The organism is Velocimicrobium porci (genome assembly GCF_009696045.1).
Taxonomy (GTDB): Bacteria; Bacillota; Clostridia; order Lachnospirales; family Lachnospiraceae; genus Velocimicrobium; species Velocimicrobium porci.
Genome location: NZ_VUMT01000026.1, coordinates 1 through 20,649, shown reverse-complemented (window position 1 = coordinate 20,649; position 20,649 = coordinate 1). Strand labels below are relative to the sequence as shown.

At 32.4% G+C, this 20,649-nt stretch carries 22 protein-coding genes; 4 read left to right on the top strand and 18 right to left on the bottom strand.

Annotated elements, in window-relative coordinates; all coding sequences use genetic code 11:
* Positions 1–124: 124 nt before the first annotated feature.
* Together FYJ58_RS12780 and FYJ58_RS12775 are read right to left on the bottom strand one after the other, a co-directional pair.
* Positions 125–1,210: a hypothetical protein gene (locus FYJ58_RS12780; RefSeq protein WP_154520113.1), complete on the bottom strand. Its 1,086-nt coding sequence runs from the start codon at positions 1,208–1,210 to the stop codon at positions 125–127.
* Between the two features lie 129 nt (positions 1,211–1,339).
* On the bottom strand, positions 1,340–2,212 hold the full coding sequence (locus FYJ58_RS12775; protein WP_154520112.1) for an ABC transporter ATP-binding protein: 873 nt from the start codon (positions 2,210–2,212) through the stop codon (positions 1,340–1,342).
* 303 nt (positions 2,213–2,515) lie between these two features.
* Here FYJ58_RS12775 and FYJ58_RS12770 point away from each other — a divergent pair, with 303 nt between their 5' ends.
* The gene (locus FYJ58_RS12770; protein WP_154520111.1) at positions 2,516–3,241 is read left to right on the top strand and encodes a LytR/AlgR family response regulator transcription factor; all 726 of its coding nucleotides are present in this window, start codon (positions 2,516–2,518) and stop codon (positions 3,239–3,241) included.
* Entirely contained in the window at positions 3,232–4,029 is a 798-nt protein-coding gene (locus FYJ58_RS12765; protein WP_154520110.1) for a sensor histidine kinase, read from the top strand. Before FYJ58_RS12770 ends, FYJ58_RS12765 begins: the two co-directional genes overlap by 10 nt.
* A gap of 84 nt (positions 4,030–4,113) precedes the next feature.
* Here the strand turns inward: FYJ58_RS12765 and FYJ58_RS12760 are convergent, their stop codons facing one another.
* The 7 genes from FYJ58_RS12760 to FYJ58_RS12730 are packed head-to-tail and all read right to left on the bottom strand — an operon-like array spanning position 4,114 to position 8,810.
* Positions 4,114–5,181, bottom strand: coding sequence for a type IV pilus twitching motility protein PilT (locus FYJ58_RS12760; protein ID WP_328597858.1), 1,068 nt, complete (start codon positions 5,179–5,181; stop codon positions 4,114–4,116).
* A gap of 15 nt (positions 5,182–5,196) precedes the next feature.
* Positions 5,197–5,604, bottom strand: coding sequence for a hypothetical protein (locus FYJ58_RS12755; protein WP_154520108.1), 408 nt, complete (start codon positions 5,602–5,604; stop codon positions 5,197–5,199).
* Positions 5,594–5,980, bottom strand: a complete 387-nt coding sequence (locus FYJ58_RS12750; protein ID WP_154520107.1) for a hypothetical protein — start codon at positions 5,978–5,980, stop codon at positions 5,594–5,596. The genes FYJ58_RS12755 and FYJ58_RS12750 overlap by 11 nt, the downstream gene beginning before the upstream one ends.
* A complete protein-coding gene (locus FYJ58_RS12745; RefSeq protein ID WP_154520106.1) occupies positions 5,977–6,486 on the bottom strand; it encodes a DUF4860 domain-containing protein in 510 nt (169 codons plus the stop codon). The genes FYJ58_RS12750 and FYJ58_RS12745 overlap by 4 nt, the downstream gene beginning before the upstream one ends.
* A gap of 11 nt (positions 6,487–6,497) precedes the next feature.
* Entirely contained in the window at positions 6,498–6,815 is a 318-nt protein-coding gene (locus FYJ58_RS12740; protein WP_154520105.1) for a hypothetical protein, read from the bottom strand.
* A 29-nt stretch (positions 6,816–6,844) separates the two neighbouring features.
* Entirely contained in the window at positions 6,845–7,879 is a 1,035-nt protein-coding gene (locus tag FYJ58_RS12735; RefSeq protein ID WP_154520104.1) for a type II secretion system F family protein, read from the bottom strand.
* A gap of 31 nt (positions 7,880–7,910) precedes the next feature.
* Entirely contained in the window at positions 7,911–8,810 is a 900-nt protein-coding gene (locus FYJ58_RS12730; RefSeq protein WP_205839258.1) for a transglutaminase-like domain-containing protein, read from the bottom strand.
* A 182-nt stretch (positions 8,811–8,992) separates the two neighbouring features.
* Here FYJ58_RS12730 and srtB point away from each other — a divergent pair, with 182 nt between their 5' ends.
* Positions 8,993–9,772 (top strand): class B sortase, encoded by a 780-nt coding sequence (gene srtB, locus FYJ58_RS12725; RefSeq protein WP_154520102.1) that lies wholly within the window; start codon positions 8,993–8,995, stop codon positions 9,770–9,772.
* Here srtB and FYJ58_RS12720 read toward each other — a convergent pair.
* The 5 genes from FYJ58_RS12720 to FYJ58_RS12700 form a co-directional block, all read right to left on the bottom strand.
* Entirely contained in the window at positions 9,769–10,989 is a 1,221-nt protein-coding gene (locus FYJ58_RS12720) for an EAL and HDOD domain-containing protein (protein WP_205839257.1), read from the bottom strand. The two genes, srtB and FYJ58_RS12720, sit on opposite strands and share 4 nt — an antisense overlap.
* Before the next feature lie 79 nt (positions 10,990–11,068).
* The gene (locus tag FYJ58_RS12715) at positions 11,069–13,435 is read right to left on the bottom strand and encodes an InlB B-repeat-containing protein (RefSeq protein WP_154520100.1); all 2,367 of its coding nucleotides are present in this window, start codon (positions 13,433–13,435) and stop codon (positions 11,069–11,071) included.
* Between the two features lie 184 nt (positions 13,436–13,619).
* The gene (locus FYJ58_RS12710; RefSeq protein ID WP_154520099.1) at positions 13,620–14,288 is read right to left on the bottom strand and encodes a YczE/YyaS/YitT family protein; all 669 of its coding nucleotides are present in this window, start codon (positions 14,286–14,288) and stop codon (positions 13,620–13,622) included.
* Between the two features lie 202 nt (positions 14,289–14,490).
* The gene (locus FYJ58_RS12705) at positions 14,491–14,631 is read right to left on the bottom strand and encodes a hypothetical protein (protein WP_154520098.1); all 141 of its coding nucleotides are present in this window, start codon (positions 14,629–14,631) and stop codon (positions 14,491–14,493) included.
* Between the two features lie 74 nt (positions 14,632–14,705).
* Positions 14,706–15,737, bottom strand: a complete 1,032-nt coding sequence (locus FYJ58_RS12700; protein ID WP_154520097.1) for a M42 family metallopeptidase — start codon at positions 15,735–15,737, stop codon at positions 14,706–14,708.
* Between the two features lie 205 nt (positions 15,738–15,942).
* Between FYJ58_RS12700 and FYJ58_RS12695 the strand changes: the two genes are divergently transcribed.
* Complete coding sequence (locus FYJ58_RS12695) at positions 15,943–17,556, top strand: N-acyl-D-amino-acid deacylase family protein (RefSeq protein WP_154520096.1); 1,614 nt, start codon at positions 15,943–15,945, stop codon at positions 17,554–17,556.
* A 169-nt stretch (positions 17,557–17,725) separates the two neighbouring features.
* Here FYJ58_RS12695 and FYJ58_RS12690 read toward each other — a convergent pair whose 3' ends face one another.
* The 4 genes from FYJ58_RS12690 to FYJ58_RS12675 form a co-directional block, all read right to left on the bottom strand.
* On the bottom strand, positions 17,726–18,742 hold the full coding sequence (locus tag FYJ58_RS12690) for a M20/M25/M40 family metallo-hydrolase (protein WP_154520095.1): 1,017 nt from the start codon (positions 18,740–18,742) through the stop codon (positions 17,726–17,728).
* A 42-nt stretch (positions 18,743–18,784) separates the two neighbouring features.
* Positions 18,785–19,660 carry a DMT family transporter gene (locus tag FYJ58_RS12685; protein WP_154520094.1) on the bottom strand — a complete coding sequence of 292 codons (876 nt, stop codon included), beginning with the start codon at positions 19,658–19,660 and terminating at the stop codon, positions 18,785–18,787.
* 54 nt (positions 19,661–19,714) lie between these two features.
* On the bottom strand, positions 19,715–20,218 hold the full coding sequence (gene greA, locus FYJ58_RS12680) for a transcription elongation factor GreA (RefSeq protein ID WP_154520093.1): 504 nt from the start codon (positions 20,216–20,218) through the stop codon (positions 19,715–19,717).
* 221 nt (positions 20,219–20,439) lie between these two features.
* The coding region (locus FYJ58_RS12675) for a zinc ribbon domain-containing protein (protein WP_154520092.1) at positions 20,440–20,649 on the bottom strand (210 nt) is incomplete at its 5' end.

Sequence of the window (20,649 nt, the reverse complement as noted above, 5' to 3'; positions counted from 1 at the left end):
AATAAATTTTAAATACATTATATTTTTACTAAATCTATTTAACAATAAGAAAATAATACATTAGTTAGCAATGCACAAATAAAATTCTGTATTGCTAACTAATGCACATTTCTAATCTTTTATTTTAAGAGCTCCATACTTCATTTTTCTTTAAATAACGATGAACCCAAACCCATATAATTGCACTCAATAAAAGTGAAAGACTTATACCAAGCGGGATTTGTAATTTTTTCCCAAAATATAGAGTAGTATTCATAAACATTTCTTTGATATTTAACAAATAAATCGGCATAATTTCAATCAATTTTTGAACATTAGGTAAAGAACTGGAAAAGTCAAAAAACACTGGTGCAAATACCACTAATACAGATGCAATCATAACAGAAGATGTATTAGATAATCTTGCCGAAATTGCCAAAATGCAACTTCCCAATGTAACACAACTGATAATTCCAAGAATAAACATTATAATAATTAATTGACTGAATTTAATTTTATAATTAGAATTTACAAAAATGAATGAAGATTGAATATCACAATCGGCTTCCTCAAATCCATAAACAGCTCCATACAATAACAAATTAAATACAAATAATATAATATAGATAAACGCAATATATAAATACATAGAAATAAACTTAGCAGTAACTAATTTATTTCTCCCATATTTGCTGGCTCCGATAAGATAATTCATTTTTTTACTGCGTTCCTCTACAAAAATATTAGCAGCTCCAACAATTATCAAACCACCCAAACATATTGTTATTACATTAGAAAAACCAATAACAAATTTACTCCATCCGGTACAATACCCTATTTTTATATTTTCCAGGCTTTTATAATCTTTTTGATACCTTTCTACTAATGCTCTTTGATTTCGATATTTATTCATTAATAAAAATCTTTGATTTTCTCCATAACCAGAGTATTTTTTTTCGATTTCATCCAGTCTATGATTAATCTCTTTTGCTTGCTTTTCATCTAGAATTCCCGAAAAAGACTGACCAATTTTTCTATCAATATCTATCGCTTCTTTCCCTTTCACTGCTTCTATTGATGTACCACCATCTTCCAGAATATATGTATCATTCCACCAATAATCAAAGAGAATAAAATATACAATATTTATTGCTAACATAAATAAAAATGTAATAAATATTGCCTTCCGATTTATTATTTTTTTTAATTCGATTTTAATTAAATCTTTCATAAACACACCATCTATAACATTGTCACTCTAAACTTCAACTTAATTGAAATTGAATATTTTAGAGTTTGACTATTCTTCTTATCCTTTCTAATATATTTTAAATTACTTCTAATAAGCTTCCAATTTTTTTCAATTATCTTCTTCCGCTTTTGTTTCATCGTTAAAATAATACAAATATAAATCATCTAAAGTTGGTTTTACTATTTTTGCCTCCCTTGACGGAGATGTATCAGAAATCACGCGATTCAAATAATGCCCATTATCAAATCTTGTATTACACAAAATCACCTTATTCTTATCAATTGTTATTGTTTCACATTCCCATACCTTTCCATCTATTGCACTTAAAATTTCCTCTAATTTTCCCTCATGTAATATCTTTCCTTCTTTCAATATAAGAAGTTTATCCGCCACATATTCTACATCCTGAACAATATGGGTAGATAATATTACAATCCTATCCCTTCCTATTGAAGCTAAAATTTGACGAAACCGTCCTCTTTCTTCCGGATCCAATCCTACTGTCGGCTCATCTAAAATTAATATTTTAGGATCATTGATTAAAGCTTGTGCAATTCCAACTCTCTGCTTCATTCCACCTGATAAAGACTTCATTTTTTCCTTAGCTTTTTTTTGCAGATTCGTAGCTTTTAAAACATATTGAATGCTTTCTTTTATGTCAGTTTTCTTAACTCCCTTTACCACTGCCATAAATTCTAAAAAAGCCTTAACCGTAAAGTCATCATAGTATCCAAAATTTTGTGGCAATACCCCAAGAACCCCTCTATAATCTGTCGTATCATCAAAAATATCTTTATCCTCCCATAGTATCTTTCCCTCAGTAGGAGCTAAAATTGTACTCATCATCTTCATCAACGTCGACTTTCCCGCTCCATTTGCACCCAGTATTCCATATATCCCCGCAAAAAATGTAAAACTCACTTGCTCAATAGCAACATTGTTTTTGTATTTCTTTGTCAACTGATTTAATTCTAATTTCATTTCTATCCCCCTGCATATTATAAAAGTCTATCTGTACAACCTTTCCTATTCCAATTTCTTTTCTTTCGTCTCTCACCTTTAATTATATATCGTGTTTTTTATTTTTGTTCAACTTGTCCATAAAAATATAAGTTTATGGTCATATATTGATATGATACCTGTAAAGCAGAACGATAAAAAACAAAATATCGAAACAATTTTTTTCACAATGTTAAACTGGTAAATTCTACATATTTGATATTTAAAATAATTTATAAATCTGCTATAATACCTTTAGCGATTCAATTATGGGGAGGGAATAGAATGCTTCAGATTGCCATTTGTGATGATAATTCACAAACATTAAAAGATTTATATACACGAACAACAAACTATTTAAAAAATAACAAAATTCTTGCCAGAATATCGACTTATAGTCAAAGTATTCTTCTACAATTCGATATTCAAGAAAAAAAATACTTTGATCTCATCTTAACAGATATTGAGATGCCAGATGTAGATGGTATGACACTTGCATCTTATATAAAAAAATATCTTCCTAATACACTCATTATTTTTATAACATCACATTTAAAGTATGCCATTGATGCATTTGAACTTTCTATCTTTCGATATGTTCCTAAAGCAAATCTAAATAAAAGATTAGAACACGCGTTGGAAGATGCCATTATGATGATTCAACTGCAGAGCAAAAAATGTTACATTATCAATACACCAAGGCGAATGGAAAAAATTTTATATAAAGATATTCTTTATATAAAACTCAATGGAAAAAACTCCTTGTTCACACTTTCAACTGGCACTAAGACTCAAATAAGAAAAAGTTTAAACCAAGTATTCTCAGAAATAGATTCTAATGATTTCATTTTCATTGATCGAGGAACTATTGTTAACTTAGCACATATTTTACGTTTAAAAGATTCCACTATTCAACTTTCAAATGGAACCCTTCTTCCTGTCAGTCATACAAGGCTTAAAAGCATAAAAGGCAGTTTAAATTCTTTTTGGGAGGAAAATACATGCGGTTAATACTTATTGTAATCGGATTTCTCTTCGAATATAGAAGAATTGAGATTATCAATTCTATAAAGCAGTCTTTTACATGGTTCTTACTTCTTTTAACATTAATAACTACTGCCTTAATCTTTTATTTTTATACTAAGGATTCAAATATTAAAAAGAAAGTAAACATGCTGGAAATGCAAAATCAACTATTAGAAATTAATTATAAGAAAATTAATTCTATTTACACAGAAAATGCAAAGTTATTTCATGATTTTAATAATCACTTAAACATTCTATATCAGTTAGTTCAAAACGAAAAATTTAATGAAGCCAAATCATATATAGAAAATATAAGCAGTCCAGTGAAACAACTATCTGGAATTTCTTGGACTGGTTTAGACATATTAGACATTATAATAAACAGTAAATTAGAACAGGCAAAGGCTATGGGAATCAAATTTGACATTAATGTTGAATTTCCGGCTAATACTCAGATACTTTCTCATGATATTTGTACTATTTTATCTAATCTTTTAGATAATGCAATTGAGGCCACAAGCCAGTGTGAAAGTGAAAAAACAATTATACTTACAATAAGAAAAATACACTATTTTTTATTTATAAAGCTTACAAACCCTTCCACTAATGCAACTTCCAATTTTGCATTATATCCACCTACTACAAAAAGCAACAAAAATTTACATGGATTTGGCTTACCTAATGTATATTCGGTTATTGAAAAATACAATGGTTCTTTAAAATGTACCAATGAAAATAGCAATTTTAAGGTAACTATTTTAATTCCTTTATAATTCAAAATCCAAATAGGTGATAACCTAAAAAGAGGCTGTCGCTTTAACGAATGAAACTTCATGAAGCGACAGCTTCCTTTTTTCCTATTTTTCTAATTCCAGTTTTCGTTTCATCTGCTCTTGATTTACTGCATATTCTAATGCTACATCCGCTGTAATTCTTTTTTCTTTGTAAAGGTTCATAATAGACTGATCCATAGATAACATTCCCAATTTATTAGAAGTTTGTATTGCATTTTCAATCTGATATACTTTACTATCTCTAATCATATTTCGTATCGCTGGTGTAGATTTCATAATCTCAACTGCAGGAACCATTCCTCCATTGATTGCCGGCAGCAATTGCTGGCTTATAACAGAATCCAATACCATAGAAAGCTGGATTCTTACCTGTAACTGTTGATTTGCAGGAAAACTATCGATAATACGGTCAATCGTATTCACTGCTCCTTTTGTATGCAAAGTAGCAATGACTAAATGTCCTGTTTCTGCTGCTGTTATAGCTGTTTGTATTGTTTCAGAATCTCTCATTTCTCCCAAAAGAATTACATCCGGCGCCTGCCTTAAGCAAGCACGTAATCCAGATATGTAACTTTTCGTATCAATGGAAACTTCTCGCTGACTAATGATACTCTGATTGTTTCGATGCAAATATTCGATTGGATCTTCCAAAGTAACCACATGTGCCTGGCGTTTTTGATTAATTGCATCAATAATGCAAGCTTGTGTTGTAGATTTTCCACTTCCTGCAGTTCCTGAAATCAATACCATACCGTGAAAAAGACCAGATATTTCCATAACCTCCTTTGGTATACCAAGTTCCCTATAATCCGGAATAGAAAAAGGTATCACCCGGATAACTGCTGCCCTGGAACCACGCTGGCAATAAGTATTAATTCGAAATCTTGCCAGATTAGCTATTGAAAAAGAAAAATCATCATCTCCGCTAGACTTATATTTTTCTTCACTACGATTTGCAGTTTTATAGATTTGTTCAATTAAATCACTTGTGCTATCTGGAAGTAATTTTTCTATCATCTGCATAGAAACGATACTTCCCTGAATCTTATAGCTTAGCGGTGATCCTGCTATTATAAAAATGTCTGATGCCCCATCATTTACAGCTTTTCTCAATATTTCTTCTAATAATATCACCAAGCTTTCCTCCTAGTCCTCAAAATTTCCATCCCATACATCTATAGATTCTTCTGGTACCCAATCGCCAACATACATAAGTTTCCACTCTAAAACGCTATACTTTTGCTTTGTTTTTTCTATTTCAACATGAATACTTGTTTCATTCGTTACAGGGCAAGTATAGGTATAAATTCCATTTTGAAAAGTAACTCCTGATGGCTTTTTTCCTTTTCGTATCTGTGTAAAAATTTTCTCAGCCTGTTTATCTGCCTGATAATAAGCCTGTACACTATCCGCTTCCTTCTGCGCCAGTTTTGCATCCATATTAGCTGTAACTAAAGCCAATAATGCAAAAATCATCAGGCAAAGAACTGCAAAAATAGTTAAAACAGAGCTGGGACCTACCATAATGAATGGTATTCCTTTTTCATTTTTCATCTAAATCCTCCTGCCATCGTACTTCTAATTCATAAACCTCTTCTCCGTTACTATTACTAATCTTTACAAATTTTCCAGCTATCTTCATAACAAGTTCTTTGTTATATACCAAAATCCATTGTTTGTTTTTTTGAATCGTATATCCTTGTTCTTTTAGCATTTCAGATACCTTTTCCAAATCTCCACAACTGCCCTTTAACAATTCCGCTCCCGTTTGTGCCATTGATACCGCTTCCTTAAGTTGTGCCGTATGTATAGAAAGATTATTTGCCTTAACAAATGCCTGCAGACAAATACTTGCAGATAATGCAAATATCAAAAGCATAATTGATTGTTCCATCAATGTTAAAAATGGTTTATTTCCTTCCCGTCTCACGTCTTTACCTCTTTCCTTGATCGCATTTCTACAACTATTTTATCAGTATATCCATGAGTATCTGTTATGGAAATTAAAATTTTTGCGCCTTCAACTGATAACTTCATATCTTTTGCTGGTATAACTTCCGTTCCATCTTCCGGAGCAATTTCATTTTCCCTGAATGTAAATACTTCCCGAATTGCTCCATCATAATAATAAATCCTTGTATCATACCATTCTCCTTCTATTTTTTCATAGATATGAAGTGTTTTTATTCCGTCATCTTGTTTTTCATTTACAAAACCGCCTATGGCAATCGCATCTTTTCTGTCATTACCACGAATTTTAGCTGCTATATAACCCGTTCCTAAATGTTTTTCATAAGCAGCGTTATCTCTTTCAACTAAACTCTTATAAATGTTTGCACCAAAGGAAAGAACGATTACAACAGCTCCTGCAAAAATAGTAAATAAGAGGAATATAAAAATTCTCTCTATATGAGCCTTTTTTACCTTGTCTTTCATCACTTTCCTCCTTACTCTTTTAACAGTACAGTAATTTCCGGCATAATATTATCTGCAAATACTTCATAAAACACCGTATATTCGTCCTCATCAATTTGTATTCCGTAATTTTTTTCTATGTACATAACAGTTGGAGGATAAACACCTTCCGTTATATAGCAAGTCATTACTGCCTTATGCAAAGCATTCTCAAGTTGTTTTCTACCTTCCTGTCTCTGTTGTTCTTGTGTCTGCCCTACAATTCTTAAAAAAAGCAAAGTAGCTATTATCACAAAAATTAATATCGACATCCATCGAAAAAACTTAGTTAATAAATATGTCTTCTTCATCTTTCCTCCATTTCCAATTAATTTCTCACCTAACCAATGGATGACATAATATTAAGTAAAGGAAGCATGACTACTAATAAAATCATTCCTACAAGAACAGAGGCTATAATTACAATTGTTGGCTCAATTTTCCCTACTTTTTGATAGATACTATCTTGAACCTCTTCGTCAAGCCGTTTTGCAATTTCCAGAATTGCAGCATCTGTAGACCCACTTTTTATCCCCAACTCTAAAATATTACAATAAAACTCATCCATAAGACAGGTTTCTTTCATTGCCTCTGGCAGTTCTATTCCTTCTTCTAAAAGACCACGACATTGTTCATATGATTTTTCTGCATGTTTTACATCTCTGTAATGCATTGCTGCCAACCCGAACGCTTCCTCTGTATGTAGACCACTCAACATTCCCATAGCCATCGTCTGAGCCAATCTGGCTGTTCTAATTTTTTTCCCAATTCCGTAATTTCCCAAAGTCCTATTATAAAAACATATACATTTTTCCCGAAAATAAGGTAGTTTTATTATTAATGCAATTAAGAATACCGCTATTCCTAAACATATACAAATAAACGGAAGACACTGATTCAATTTTTCACCGATTGACAGCAGTACTGCTGCACTTCCTTTCATTTTTTCTCCTAACTGCGAATATACTTTATCAAATACTGGAAGGACTTTTACCAGCAAAAGTAAAATAATACCTATCATTAAAACTAGTAAAAGAGAGGGATATAATAACGCATTTTTTATTTGTTTTCCCAGTTTCACTCTCTCATCATAGTGCTCTGCCAATGAGCGAAAGGCTTGTTCCGTACGACCGGTTTTTTCTCCCGTTTCAACCATATCGCATACATAGTCCGGAAACTCCAGAGTTTTTCGCATTGCTTCAGATAATGACATACTTTCTTCTATATTTTTTATAAGCATTTCTAAAACTTCTTCTGCATCTTTACTTTTTTTATTTTTTGCTATCAAATATAATGCATCTTCTGCTGTGATACCTGCATGGAATAATAGGGACATCTCAAAGCAGAAATATGAAATAAACTCATTTGTAACCATTCTTTTCTCCTATTTTTAATCTATTATCAAACTAATAGATATACTTTTGTTTATAATTTTTTGCATTTTTTATATACGACATAACTTCTTTACTTGCATTTCCCGTAGATGCAAAGGTTGGATCCATGAGTTTCCAGTTTACACCATCAAAATAAATAACTCCATCTACCCATCCATGTTCTTTTGTGTATACGCTAACCCATGCATGATAAACATTTCCTGCATATCCAACAACAAGCTTAGACGGAATTTTCTGACTTCGTAACATTGCTGTCATTGTAGCGGCGTAATCAAAACAAATCCCTTTTTTGCTTTTATAAATTTTATCCAAATCAGGTAAATATCCAGCCTGTACCGTCTTCGCTTTTTTCTTATCATAGCTATAATTTTTTACTACATAATTGTAAATCGTTTTCACCTTTTTCAAAGGATCTTTTATTCCTTTTGTCAGAGAAGCAGCCTTTGCAACAACTTTTGTTTTGCTATTATAATTTACATACTGATTACTTAAAAGAAATGGTGCAAATTCACTTTTCAGTTTTGCTTTTATTTTTGTCGAAAGTACAAGCGAATATGAACTTCCTTTTACATTCTGATATACCCCCACCGTATATTCTCCATTACCGGCAGTAAGTGGAAACACTTCATTTCTCCCAGCTTTTATATCATATGTATAAACCACCTTGTCCGGTCCTGTTACCTGAGCCTTAATCCTTTTTGTTGTTTTCTCTGTATATTTTACTGCTATACGTCCAGAAGATACATCAGAATAATCAATAAGGCATTTTTTGTTTTTTTCTACTGCAACCCTTTTCTGTGTTTTACTACTAACTATTTTATTTTCAATTTCCTTTGCCGCATCTTTGTTATTGCTGTTCAATCCTGCCAGCAGACAGACTGTCAGAATAACTGCTATTCTTCTTTTTTTCATATTACATCTCTCCTTTTTCTGATATCTTCCTTCATTTCTATCACATCCAACAAACATTATCCGCTATTTCCTTGTATTATAACATCTTTGTAAAAACATGAAAAGAATATTCTAAAAATTGCGTTTTACTCTTTCTTATGTTATACTTTTTATAGTTATATTTCCAAAGGAGAATACAACATATGAAGAATTTTTCTCGTAAATTGGTACTTTTAATTTTAACCGTACTCTTAGTAGTTAGTTTTTACAAAATAATTAACTCTATCCTCGATTATAAAAACGGAGCAACCATTTACAAAAAAGCAGAAGAAATTAGCGGAATAAAAGATTTCAATATTTCCCAGTCTGATAATTCAGACCTTTCTACTGATTCTCATATAGATTATTTAAAAACACTTAATTTTACTTCCCTGCAAAAGATTAACTCAGATATCATCGGATGGATTATGATTCCTGATACAGATATTTCTTACCCTCTTTTACAGGGTACAGATAACAATTATTATTTGAAACATATGTATAATAAAGAACCTGGCAATGTTGGATCTATTTTTATAGACTACCATCTTTCCTCTGATCTATCCAACTATAATACTATTATCTATGGACATCGAATGAAAAACGGTTCTATGTTTGCTCCTTTAAAATATTATCTGGATGCTTCTTATGGCAAGAGTCATCCATACGTTTATATTTCAACTCCTGCTGGTGTTTACCTATATACAATCTATTCCGCTTATGAAGGCAGTACCGATGGCTTCTCTTATCACTATTCTTTCAATGTGAAAGAAAATAAACAGAAATTTATCGATTATACACTTCAGCAAGCTGAATACCAAATGAAAACTTCAAAAAATCTGTCTACTACGGATAAATTTCTTACACTTTCTACTTGTACGGGAAATGGTTACCAGAAACGACTAATTGTTCAGGCAGTCCTGACTAGTTTTACTCCAATTTAACAAAATATCGAAAATGCCCAATCCGCCTTTTGTATACACTTCATATATATATCTACTATTGCTTCTTTTGAAATGAAATCGTCTGATTCATTCAAATTTTGTATTTCATTTCCATTTTCATACATGTCAACAATTTTTAAAAACTTACTATATTCATTTTCCTTTTTTTTCAGTAAAGTTTCAACACACTTTGTTGAAAGTGTAATTTTATCAAGAATACTTTCCATACTTTCACCGGTAATTTTAGGTAAATGGCTAAACATTCCAATGATAAACCCTTCACATTCACTTTCCTTTGTGACTGATTTTTTTATTAGTTCTGCCATAAATAATCCTCTCAGATATGCTTCTTTTATAGCTTCATCTGAAATGAACATATTATCTTCTTTTATCATGATAAGAAAGATTAATCTTCTCAGCTCATTTTCTCCCATCTTAACAAGAAACTGTTGGATTGATTTTATCACATTTCCTCGATAATATTGTAATATATTAGCTCTCCTCATAAAAAAATCCATCAAGACAACATCAGAACATATAATTTCACTACAAATTTTAAAATTCACTTCTTTTTTTCGTACCTGTTCTACCAATTTATTAAAGGTAGTCATTGAAAATTTTTGTTGTATCTTTGAAACTACAACCGGTTTACGGAAAAAATAACCTTGAAATAGTTCATATCCTAATTCTGATGCTCTTTCAAATTCTTCCATTGTTTCTACTTTTTCAGCTAACAAAATCACATCACTTTTCTTTAAGCCATGTGCAAGTTTTTTCTGCTGTTCTATACTGGTCTGCATAAAATCTACCTTTATAATATCTATAATTGGAAGAAGCTTGTCTAACTCATCTCCTCCTACATAATCATCCAATGCCAAGGTATATCCCCTTTTTTTAAGTTCGCTTAGCTTCTCAACAATAGGTTCCGTTATTTTGATATTTTCCAGGATTTCTATTATAATTTCTGATGGATTTGCTAAAAGTACAAAATCATTTAATAAAAGGTTTTCTGTAAAATTTATGTATGCTTTTTTAGCATCTGTTAAATTCGTAATTCCAAACGACACAATTGCATTTGATAAAACCTGTTTTGTCGCTTTATCACCAGAAACTGAAGCTGCATACATATTTTTTTCAGAACTTCGGTATAACAATTCATATCCAACAACTTCTCTTTTTTTATTAAAAATTGCCTGTCTTGCAATAAATACATTCATACCCATTATCTCCTATCATATCTCAAAAAGTGGGAACTTATCTATCTAAGTTCCCACTATAAATACTCATATAATATAATTAAAAATCTTTCTTAGCTTTCTTTTCATTCCAAACTATTAAGGCAAATCCAAGAAAAGAAATAATTGTCCCCAAGAACCAAATCATAATATTATCGCCAGTTTTAGCTACATCAGATACGAATCCTTCTTCATTTTCCACTCTTTCTGATTTATCTTTTAACCGTGATCTTTTCTTCATATTATTTGCTAATGGTACTTCTTCCTCTGGTATGTCAACTGTTTTCAATTTCTTTTCTGGTGTTTTTGCCAATGGCACTTTCTCATCTGGTATTTCTACCGTTTCCAAATCCGTTTTTGGTTTTTCTGTCAATGGTACTTCTTCATCTGGTATATCAACTGTTTCCATATCTGTTTTTGGTTCCTCCGTCAATGGAACTTTCTCGTCTGGTATTTTCACTGTTTCATTCCCCGGATTTGGCATTTCCGTCAATGGTGTTTTGGAATCAGGTATTTGTACCGGACTTGTTGGTTCCGGTTTTTTAACATCTGGTACTCCATCGTCTTTTTTCTCAGGAGTTGGAATTGTTTCTTCCGGCTTCTCTGGAGTCGCTGGTTTTTCCGGAGTTTCAGGCTTCTCTGGCTTTTCTTCTTTTTCAGGCGTTTCTTCTTCCCATTTTGCATAGAATCTCGTATTCTCTTTTATCGCAAACTTCTCTTCTGCCTGATATAATTTTCCTTTGCCTTTCTTATCTGTAGTCCAGCCAAGAAATTTCTTTCCATCTACATGAAATCCAGTTTTATTATTATCCATGATAGTAACATCTTGATTTTCTACATATAAGTTACTATCCTCATAGATTTTATTTTTATCAGCTTTTTCGTTATTTTCATCATAAGTTACTTTATAAAGGCTTGGTAAATCTTTTACTTTTACTTCTCCATCTAAATGCCATGCCGGTTTACCAGTAGGAACATAATTATCCGCCCCATTATCAACATGAAGGGAATACCAGTTTATATTACAATCTTTTAACCATGCATTATGCTCATATTTAAGATTTTTTAATGCCTCTTTCACTCTGGCATCATATTGTTCCAATGTTTTTTTACCATTTTTATGTGAATAAGCTTCCTTGTGAAATTCAGGAACCGGCATATCAACCGTTATATGTCCGACTGTAAAATATTTATGTCCATTCAGAATTCCTTCTTTTTCTTTGTCAATTCCTGTTGGTCTAACATAAGCATAGACTTTAGTTTCTACTGTTTTTTGTTCAGCACGTTTATATCGTATAATTACTTCATAAGACATGTCTTTATTCTCAATTGTCTTAAAAGAAAGACCAACTGGTTTTTCTTTTTCATCTTTCTTCAAGTCATATTTTGTTTTTTGAGAAGCATTGTCTAAAGAAGTTACACAAATGCCCTTTTCTTTTTTAGAATCAATTTCCCAGTCTGTTTTTCCATCATGTTCATATTGAAAATTAATAGAATAATCTTCTCCCGCAAGAACCTCTGCTTCTTTTATAACTTCAGTTTGCTTATTTTCTTTGCTTTCATCTAAATAAATTTCTTTAACTTTGATTTTCGCTGTCTTTATCGTTTCCCACTGTGCATATAAAGTAACATTTTTTTCAACAGCAAACGTTTCACCCTGTTGATATAATTTATCAGAACCGTCTTTTTCCATAGACCAACCAATAAATTTCTTTTTTTCAGGTGTCGTAAAACCGACTTCATCCTTACCTTTAACAGTAACTTCTTCTCCTTTTTTGTATGAATCAATGTCATTATATGTTTTTCTACTTCCATCATTTGCATCATACGTTATATTGTAAATTTCTGGTATTTCTTCTGCTTTCACAGTTCCATCCAGATGCCATTCACTGCTTCCTGAACTTACATAATGATCTGCTCCATCTGAAACATGAAGTGTATACCAATCAATTGTGCATTTCTCTAACCATTTATTGTGTTCATATTTAAGATTTTTCAGAGCTTCATCTATACTATCCTTATATTCGCTTAATGTTTTATCTCCATTTTCAGATGGATATTTGCTATAATCCGCAATTGGCAAATCTAAACTAATATACCCTACTGTAAAATACTTATGCTCATTGATTATACCATTCTGACTATTTGTACTGTCTGGTTTTACATAAACATAAACCCTAGTTTTCAAAAGCAGTTGCTCTGAAGTCGCTCTCTTTGTCCTGCTTGATATAGCAGCACCTGAAGCAACAATATCTTCCTCGGATTCATTCGCTGTTTCATTGATATTGATTTTATCAGTTTCTACTATATTTTCCCTTTGTAAGTCATCTTCTTTCTGCTTTCCTGTAACCATCTCTGGAAAGATTCCCATCATGATAGAAAAAATAAGTAGAAACACAACAGCACGCTTAAAGAAAATTTTTTTCATATTGCATGTTCTCCTTTATACTCTTTGTATTTATTTTTTATATCATACTAATAAATATTTTTTTAATAGTTTGTTGTATATAGTAATATTTTCGTTGTATACAAAAAAGCATGAAAGATTGTGATTATCTCAAAATCTTTCATGCTCTAATATTTTTTCAGTTTAAATATGTAATTTTCTTTCCTTATTCCATAACCGGATTCACATCTTCCTCTTCTTTTACAAGAAGCTTTTTCGCAACTCCTGAAAAATAAGATATAAGTATTCCCGTTGTCATCGCAGTTAAAACAGTTACAACACCAAATTTTCCACCCAATAAAGCTCCGATTAAAACACAAGTAAAGTCAAAACTAATCTTCACAACTTTATAATCTTTTTTTGTCTTATCTCTCAAAATCAAAACAGCTCCTGTAATCGGATCAACTCCAATGTCAATTGCAATAAACAAGCCTAATCCCATTGCAAGAATCATACAACCTGAAGCTGCTAACAGCGAGCGGGAAAATAAAGATTCTGATAAATGAAAATGGTGTAAAACCTTTGCTACACTATCTATAATTGTTCCAAGCGGAAGAATATAAATAAATGTTCCAATATTTACATAATGTTTATCAATAAAAAACACAATAACTAAAAGTATAATATTTACCAGATTCGTAGCAACACCAAGCTGTGTCGCCGATAATCCCATTAAGTGTTTAATACCATCATAAAAAATAGTAATTGGGTCATTTCCCAATCCTGCCATTGCATTTAAACTAATTCCAGTTCCGACTAACAAAATTCCCACAAATGCTAATACAACTTTATAAACAAAATATAACTGATTCTTACTAAAAAAACTGTGTTCCATTTTCTTTTGTCCTTTCCTTTTTCTACTATATCCTTATCAATTTGCCTTGAATAGGATATAGTAGAAAAAAAAGATTGAAAAGGACATGTGGGCTTTTGAGAAAATTTTTTTATTTTCTAACCATTTTTTCACAATGATAAATCTCTTCTCTCAAATCGTGCAATTCCACATAAAAACAGTAAAATCCCCGCCATATACAAAATTAAAAATTCAAACACTGCGACTGATTTTCCGGCAATAATATCATTTGCTCTCCGTTATCTACATAAAAAGTAAGGCCAAATACTCCTTTTTGCGATCCATAATCTTTTGTAATATGGTTTAGTTCCATGACATGTCCCATACCTAGCCTCCTTAGCCATTTTAAACAAATGTAAAAATATGCAGCAAAATAACTAATAACATAGAAACCTCTACTTATCCTAAGTAACCTTTCAATAATAAAAACGTATTATTAACTCCATTCTTATGTGTTCTTTCATAACCATGAGAAGCATATACACCTGCACCAATCAGACCATGCTTAATATCGTATCCGGCTGACAATGTAGCATCAACATCCGAACCATAAAATGGATAGATATCAACTGAATAGTCCAGTTTATTTTCTTCTGCGGCTTTCACCAGGCTGGACACTACATCATAGTTATAAGGTCCCCTGCTGTCTTTTGCACAAATTGATACTTTAAACTCATCACATTGGAGTCCTTCCCCTACACAACCCATATCTACGGATATCGCCTCGGTCACGCCATCCGGCACAGAAGCAGCTCCACCATGCCCAACTTCTTCGTATACTGTAATATGCTGATATACGGCTCTATCAGGTACAATCTTTTCCTCTTTTAAATATTTTGCATAGCCAAGTAAAATTCCAACACTTAATTTATCATCTAAAAATCTGCTCTTAATAAATCCTTTTTCTGTAACTTTTGTACGTGGATCAAAACATACAAAATCTCCAACTCGAATTCCTAATTTTTCTGTGTCTTCTTTATTAAATACCTTCTCATCCAGCACAACTTCCATCGAACTATATTCTCTTTTTTTGTCCCTGTAATCCTTGTTTACATGAACAGACGCATTATTAAGCTGAAATGTTCCTTCATAAATTCCGTCAAACCTTGTCATAACACGACAATTCTCTGCCTCTGCATTATTTGCTTCCATTCCACCAACCGGAGTCAGCCGAAGCCTTCCATTTTCTTTAATCTCCGCGACCATTGCCCCCAATGTATCCATATGTGCCTCTAATAACACACCATCTTTTTGATTATTTCCACCAAGGCTTACTAAAATTCCACCTTTTACTGTCTTAATCGGCTTATACCCTAAAGACTCATATTCCTTCATCACATAATCCACTACTTCTTTTGTATATCCCGATGGACTGTCAATTGCTAATATCTTTTGTGTCTGCTCTACAATATAATCTAAATATTGATTCATGCTTTTCACCTGCGTTTATTTATAAACACATATTCCTTTCCACATATTTTAATTTACTGATATTCTATCATGAAATAGGTGATATGTTAAATGTAAACTTTCGTTTCATATACTTTTACTTATCACCTAACTTTTTTTGTTTGACACTAATTTTTTTTCAGTTTATGATTAAATTATATTACAAAAAGAAAGGAAGCGTATTATCATGTTCGACCAAATCATTCGTGGAGGTACAATTCTCTCTGGAGATGGCTCGAATCGATTTATCGGAGATATCGCAATCAACAAAGATAAAATTGCTCTTATTGCACCTCATATAGAGGGGTGTGCAAAAAAAGAGTGGAATGCAGATGGTTATTATGTAACTCCTGGATTTATTGATATCCACAGACATGCAGATGTGGCATTATTCCGTCCTCATTTTGGGGAACTGGAACTACGGCAAGGGCTAACAACTATTGTCAACGGTAACTGTGGTCTTAGTGTGATTCCTTGTCCTAAGCCTTACCAAAAAGAAATTAAAGAATTTCTTCTCCCTGTTACCGGTTCTTTCCCGCCAACAATTTCTTTTCATGATTTTTCAACTTACATCGACGCTGTAAAACAAGTTTCCATCCCAATTAATATTGGTATGCTTATCGGAAATGGTACCGTTCGTGCCGCAGTCAAGGGCTATGAAACCGGAAAACTTTCAAAGGAAGAACTAAAGCAAGTTCATAATTACTTAGATTCTTCTCTTGCCTTGGGAGCACTTGGTGTCAGCCTTGGTATTGTATACGCACCGGAATATAATTATAATCTTGATGATTTTGTAAAAGTGTTACAGCCAATGAAACAGTATCACGTCCCACTTGTTACACATATCAGGGGAGAAGGGGATATTTTTTGTGAATCGATTCGTGAAGTTATAGAAATTGCCAAACAATTAAATGTTCCTCTACATATCAGCCATTTAAAATGTATTGGGAAACGAAACTGGGGACATAAAACAAGAGAAGTATTAGATCAAATCGAGCAGGCGCGCGAAGACGGTCTTGATGTTACATGTGACTTATATCCTTATACGGCCGGTTCAACACAACTGATTCAAATTCTTCCACCGGAATATTTAGAAGGTGGATTCTCTGAAATTACAAGACGTCTGAAGGAAGAAAAAGAACGCAAGAAGCTTACTTCTATATTAAAAGAACCTTCCACTCAATTTGAAAATCTTGTTTCCGGCGTAGGATTTGAAAATATTATAATTTCAACTGTTCAAACAGCAAAAAATCAAAAATATGTCGGAAAATCTATCGCTGCTATTGCTAAGATTCAAAATAAAAATCCTTATGACTGCGTCTACGATTTGCTAATTGAAGAACAATGTAAAATCTCAATGGTAGATTTCATCGTATCAGAAGAGGATATTCGAACAATTATAAAATTTCCTTCCTCTTCTATTATATCAGATACGGTTTATCCTGACACGGGTATCCCTCATCCTAGAATGTATGGAACTTACACAAAATATTTAAGCCAATATATTAGAGATGAAAAACTTCTTTCTTTGGAAGACGGAATTAAAAAAATCACTTCTTTGCCAGCCTCCGTTTACGGGCTTTCTAATAAAGGATTATTAAAAGCAGGCATGGATGCAGATATTAACGTTTTCCGATTGGAGGAACTACATACCTTTGCAACTTATCAGAATCCAAAAGTATATTCTACCGGTATGAAATACGTATTTGTAAATGGAGAACTTATGATAGACGATGATTGCCTTGTAAATGGGAAAGCAACAGGCAAAATATTACTAAATAAAACAAGATATTGTGATTAAGAATCCAATTTAGTATAATACATTTGATTTTAAAAAGTTATTTAAAAGGTACCTTGGTTTTGAAGAAGTTCATAACAAAAATTAATATTGACAGTATAGTAAATTCTATACTGTCAATGTTATTAGTGAAAATATCTATTCCCCTTAATCGTCTGAATAAAGTTTTTTATTATTTTTCCATTTCTAGCATAAACTCCGCAAGTAATTGAATACACCCTTCAACATCCCGTTCATCAGCTACTTCTGCCGGTGAGTGCATATATCTCAATGGAATTGATACCAATGCAGTAGGAATCCCTTTGCCGGCAAAATGAATTTTATCTGCATCGGTATAAGTATAGTTACTAGTTGCCTCAATCTGTATCGGAATATTTGCCTTTGCTGCACATTTTTTTAATTGCTCATTATATTTCTTTACAACAATGGGACTGTTGCAAAGAACCGGTCCCCCTCCAAGCTTAACTTTTCCGGTATCACCATCTTTTGTCCCATGAGAATCACTCGTATAAGTTACATCAACTACAATGGCTACATCCGGTTCAATTCTGCTGCCAGTCCAATATGCTCCATTTCTTGTTGTTTCTTCCCCCACTGTTGCCGCACAATAAATACTGTTTTTACAACCTCTTCTTTTTGCCTCCTTAAAAGCCTCCATAATAATAAATACACCTAATCTGTCATCTAATGCCCTGGCAGTAAAACGACCATTTTGCATTTCACGGATATGAGTATCCAGTACAATTGGTGCACCAAGCTCTAAAAGCTTTTTACTCTCTTCTTCACAATCTGTTCCGATATCAATAAAGAAATCCGTTTCATTTAAATTATCTTTCTTATACAAATCTCTAGTTTCCTCTACAACGCCATAAATAATTCCGTGTTTTCCTACAACTTGAACCTGCTGTCCGGGATAGGTATGAGGAATAATGCCACCTCTTTTTGTAACTTGTAATGCACCGGATTCCGTAATATTTGTAACCATCAGTCCAATCTCATCCGCATGAGCTGTAAATAAAATTTTATTTTTTTCATCTGGATTCATAACGCAGATAGTATCGCAAATTTCATCTGTATCAATCCGGTCAGCATAGTCATCCATATGTTCCATAATCACACGTTGTATTTTTTCCTCATAACCGGAAACTGAAATTTGACTTAATATTTGATTTAAAAATTCTTTATTCATTTTAACTCACCATATTTTCCTTTTCATATATATTTTTTATCTTCACTCTGCACAATCGGCTTCTATCTCTGCCCCACCAGAAAAATTTGAAATAATAACAGCCGTTAAAATTAAAATACATCCTATCACCATACGCATAGTAATCTGTTCAGAAAGTATCAGAATAGAAAAAAATGTCCCAAATACAGATTCCAAAGAAAGGATAATTGCTGCTTTTGTTTCATCCACATATTTCTGACATGCAGTTTGTATTAAGTAAGTAATTGTTGTACTAACTACTCCAAGATATATTACACTTAATACACCTCTAGTTGTTATTATAAAATTTGTCTGCCCCGATAATATCATACAAATAAATGATAATACAAATGCAGTAAGCATTTGTACAAAATTTAAAATAGTTGCACGGTATTTTTCAACATATTCACTCGTAAGAAAAATCTGAAATGCAAACCCAACAGCACAGATTAAAGTTAATCCATCTCCAATACCCAGTGAAAAATTTTTCTCCAATGAAAGAATTCCAACTCCTACGATTGCCAAAATCGCACCTATAATGCCATTTACGTTTACCTTTTTTCTATAAATCACAAAAGAAATAAATGGAACAATTACCACATTTGTTGCTGTTAAAAAAGCATTTTTAGAAGGTGTTGTATATTGCAGACCAATAATCTGAAGGGCAAACCCAATAAACAATGCACAACCCATAAAAAATCCTGCCTTCCATTCTTCTTTCTCGATTTTTTTTAATTCTTTTATGCTGATAATCCCCATTAATATAGTAGCTAATAAAAATCGGATTGCCATAATCTGAAATGGTCCAAAACTGTCAAGTGCCATATCACTCGCTACAAAACCACCACCCCATATTACAGTAACAATTACTAAACCACCCATTGCTAAATATTTTTTCATTTGTACCTTCAACCTTTCACTACCATACTATTTTTATCCTTCTATTAGAAAATGTTAAAACTTCCGAATTTTGTCCTCCGAATCGTCTGTGTTCTTAACAAGTTCTAATATTTTCACATCATACCCATATTGATCATTTACCTTTACATGAACGGTTTCCCCCACTTTGTGTCCTAAAATTGCTTTTCCTATTGGCGATTCAATACTAATAAGACCTTTAAGCGAATCCCCTCTTACTGTTGTTACAATCTTATATTCTTCTATTTCATCATCTTCTATAAAATAAACCTTAACCCAATTATTTAATCCGACCTCGTCCTCATTGGATTTGTCCGAAATTACTTCGGCAGTCTTAATCATTCGCTCCAAATAACGAATCCTACTCTCATTTTTATTTTTATCTTTCTTAGCAGCATGATATTCAAAATTTTCACTCAAATCTCCATGTGATCTTGCCTCCTTAACAGCCTCGATTGCTTCTTTTCTAACTACAAGTTTACGATATTCTATTTCCTTTTTTATTTTTTCAATGTCGCTTTCTGTCAATTTATCATACATTGTAATTTCTCTCCTTTTTCTTTTTATTCAATCTCAATATTATATTACTTTCTTCATATATCAGTGAACTACCCCCACTTACAGAAGTGGGGGCTTCTTGCTTCAACCACTACTGCTTAGCAATACAGCAGTTGTATTACTAAGTCTTACACAATGTCCACAAGCGTTGAGTTCGGCTGGTTCCCAGCCTACTGTGTAGGGTTGCCTACTGTCGATAATGCTTATACTTCGGTATACAACAGACGCAAACCTTCCCTTTTTATATTAATAGCTGCATTATAATCACGGTCTATATGTATTCCAAAACTGCACTGATAAATTCGTTCGCCTAAAGAAAGTTTCTTTCTGTAACCACAATTACTGCACAACTGACTTGATGGATACCATTTATCCACTTTTACAAGGTATTTACCTCTTTCATGAAGTTTATA

Excerpts from the sequence above, each read along its gene's own strand:
- FYJ58_RS12735 (WP_154520104.1), bottom strand. The coding sequence starts at position 7,879 with ATGGTTACAAATGAGTTTATTTCATATTTCTGCTTTGAGATGTCCCTA.
- FYJ58_RS12770 (WP_154520111.1), top strand. The coding sequence starts at position 2,516 with ATGCTTCAGATTGCCATTTGTGATGATAATTCACAAACATTAAAAGAT.
- greA (WP_154520093.1), bottom strand. The coding sequence starts at position 20,218 with ATGTATGATAAATTGACAGAAAGCGACATTGAAAAAATAAAAAAGGAA.
- FYJ58_RS12690 (WP_154520095.1), bottom strand. The coding sequence starts at position 18,742 with ATGAATAAAGAATTTTTAAATCAAATATTAAGTCAAATTTCAGTTTCC.
- FYJ58_RS12730 (WP_205839258.1), bottom strand. The coding sequence starts at position 8,810 with ATGAAAAAAAGAAGAATAGCAGTTATTCTGACAGTCTGTCTGCTGGCA.
- FYJ58_RS12765 (WP_154520110.1), top strand. The coding sequence starts at position 3,232 with ATGCGGTTAATACTTATTGTAATCGGATTTCTCTTCGAATATAGAAGA.
- FYJ58_RS12755 (WP_154520108.1), bottom strand. The coding sequence starts at position 5,604 with ATGAAAAATGAAAAAGGAATACCATTCATTATGGTAGGTCCCAGCTCT.
- FYJ58_RS12720 (WP_205839257.1), bottom strand. The coding sequence starts at position 10,989 with ATGAATGTATTTATTGCAAGACAGGCAATTTTTAATAAAAAAAGAGAA.
- FYJ58_RS12715 (WP_154520100.1), bottom strand. The coding sequence starts at position 13,435 with ATGAAAAAAATTTTCTTTAAGCGTGCTGTTGTGTTTCTACTTATTTTT.
- FYJ58_RS12775 (WP_154520112.1), bottom strand. The coding sequence starts at position 2,212 with ATGAAATTAGAATTAAATCAGTTGACAAAGAAATACAAAAACAATGTT.
- FYJ58_RS12780 (WP_154520113.1), bottom strand. The coding sequence starts at position 1,210 with ATGAAAGATTTAATTAAAATCGAATTAAAAAAAATAATAAATCGGAAG.
- FYJ58_RS12700 (WP_154520097.1), bottom strand. The coding sequence starts at position 15,737 with ATGAATCAATATTTAGATTATATTGTAGAGCAGACACAAAAGATATTA.
- srtB (WP_154520102.1), top strand. The coding sequence starts at position 8,993 with ATGAAGAATTTTTCTCGTAAATTGGTACTTTTAATTTTAACCGTACTC.
- FYJ58_RS12705 (WP_154520098.1), bottom strand. The coding sequence starts at position 14,631 with ATGGGACATGTCATGGAACTAAACCATATTACAAAAGATTATGGATCG.
- FYJ58_RS12745 (WP_154520106.1), bottom strand. The coding sequence starts at position 6,486 with ATGAAAGACAAGGTAAAAAAGGCTCATATAGAGAGAATTTTTATATTC.
- FYJ58_RS12695 (WP_154520096.1), top strand. The coding sequence starts at position 15,943 with ATGTTCGACCAAATCATTCGTGGAGGTACAATTCTCTCTGGAGATGGC.
- FYJ58_RS12710 (WP_154520099.1), bottom strand. The coding sequence starts at position 14,288 with ATGGAACACAGTTTTTTTAGTAAGAATCAGTTATATTTTGTTTATAAA.
- FYJ58_RS12685 (WP_154520094.1), bottom strand. The coding sequence starts at position 19,660 with ATGAAAAAATATTTAGCAATGGGTGGTTTAGTAATTGTTACTGTAATA.
- FYJ58_RS12740 (WP_154520105.1), bottom strand. The coding sequence starts at position 6,815 with ATGAAGAAGACATATTTATTAACTAAGTTTTTTCGATGGATGTCGATA.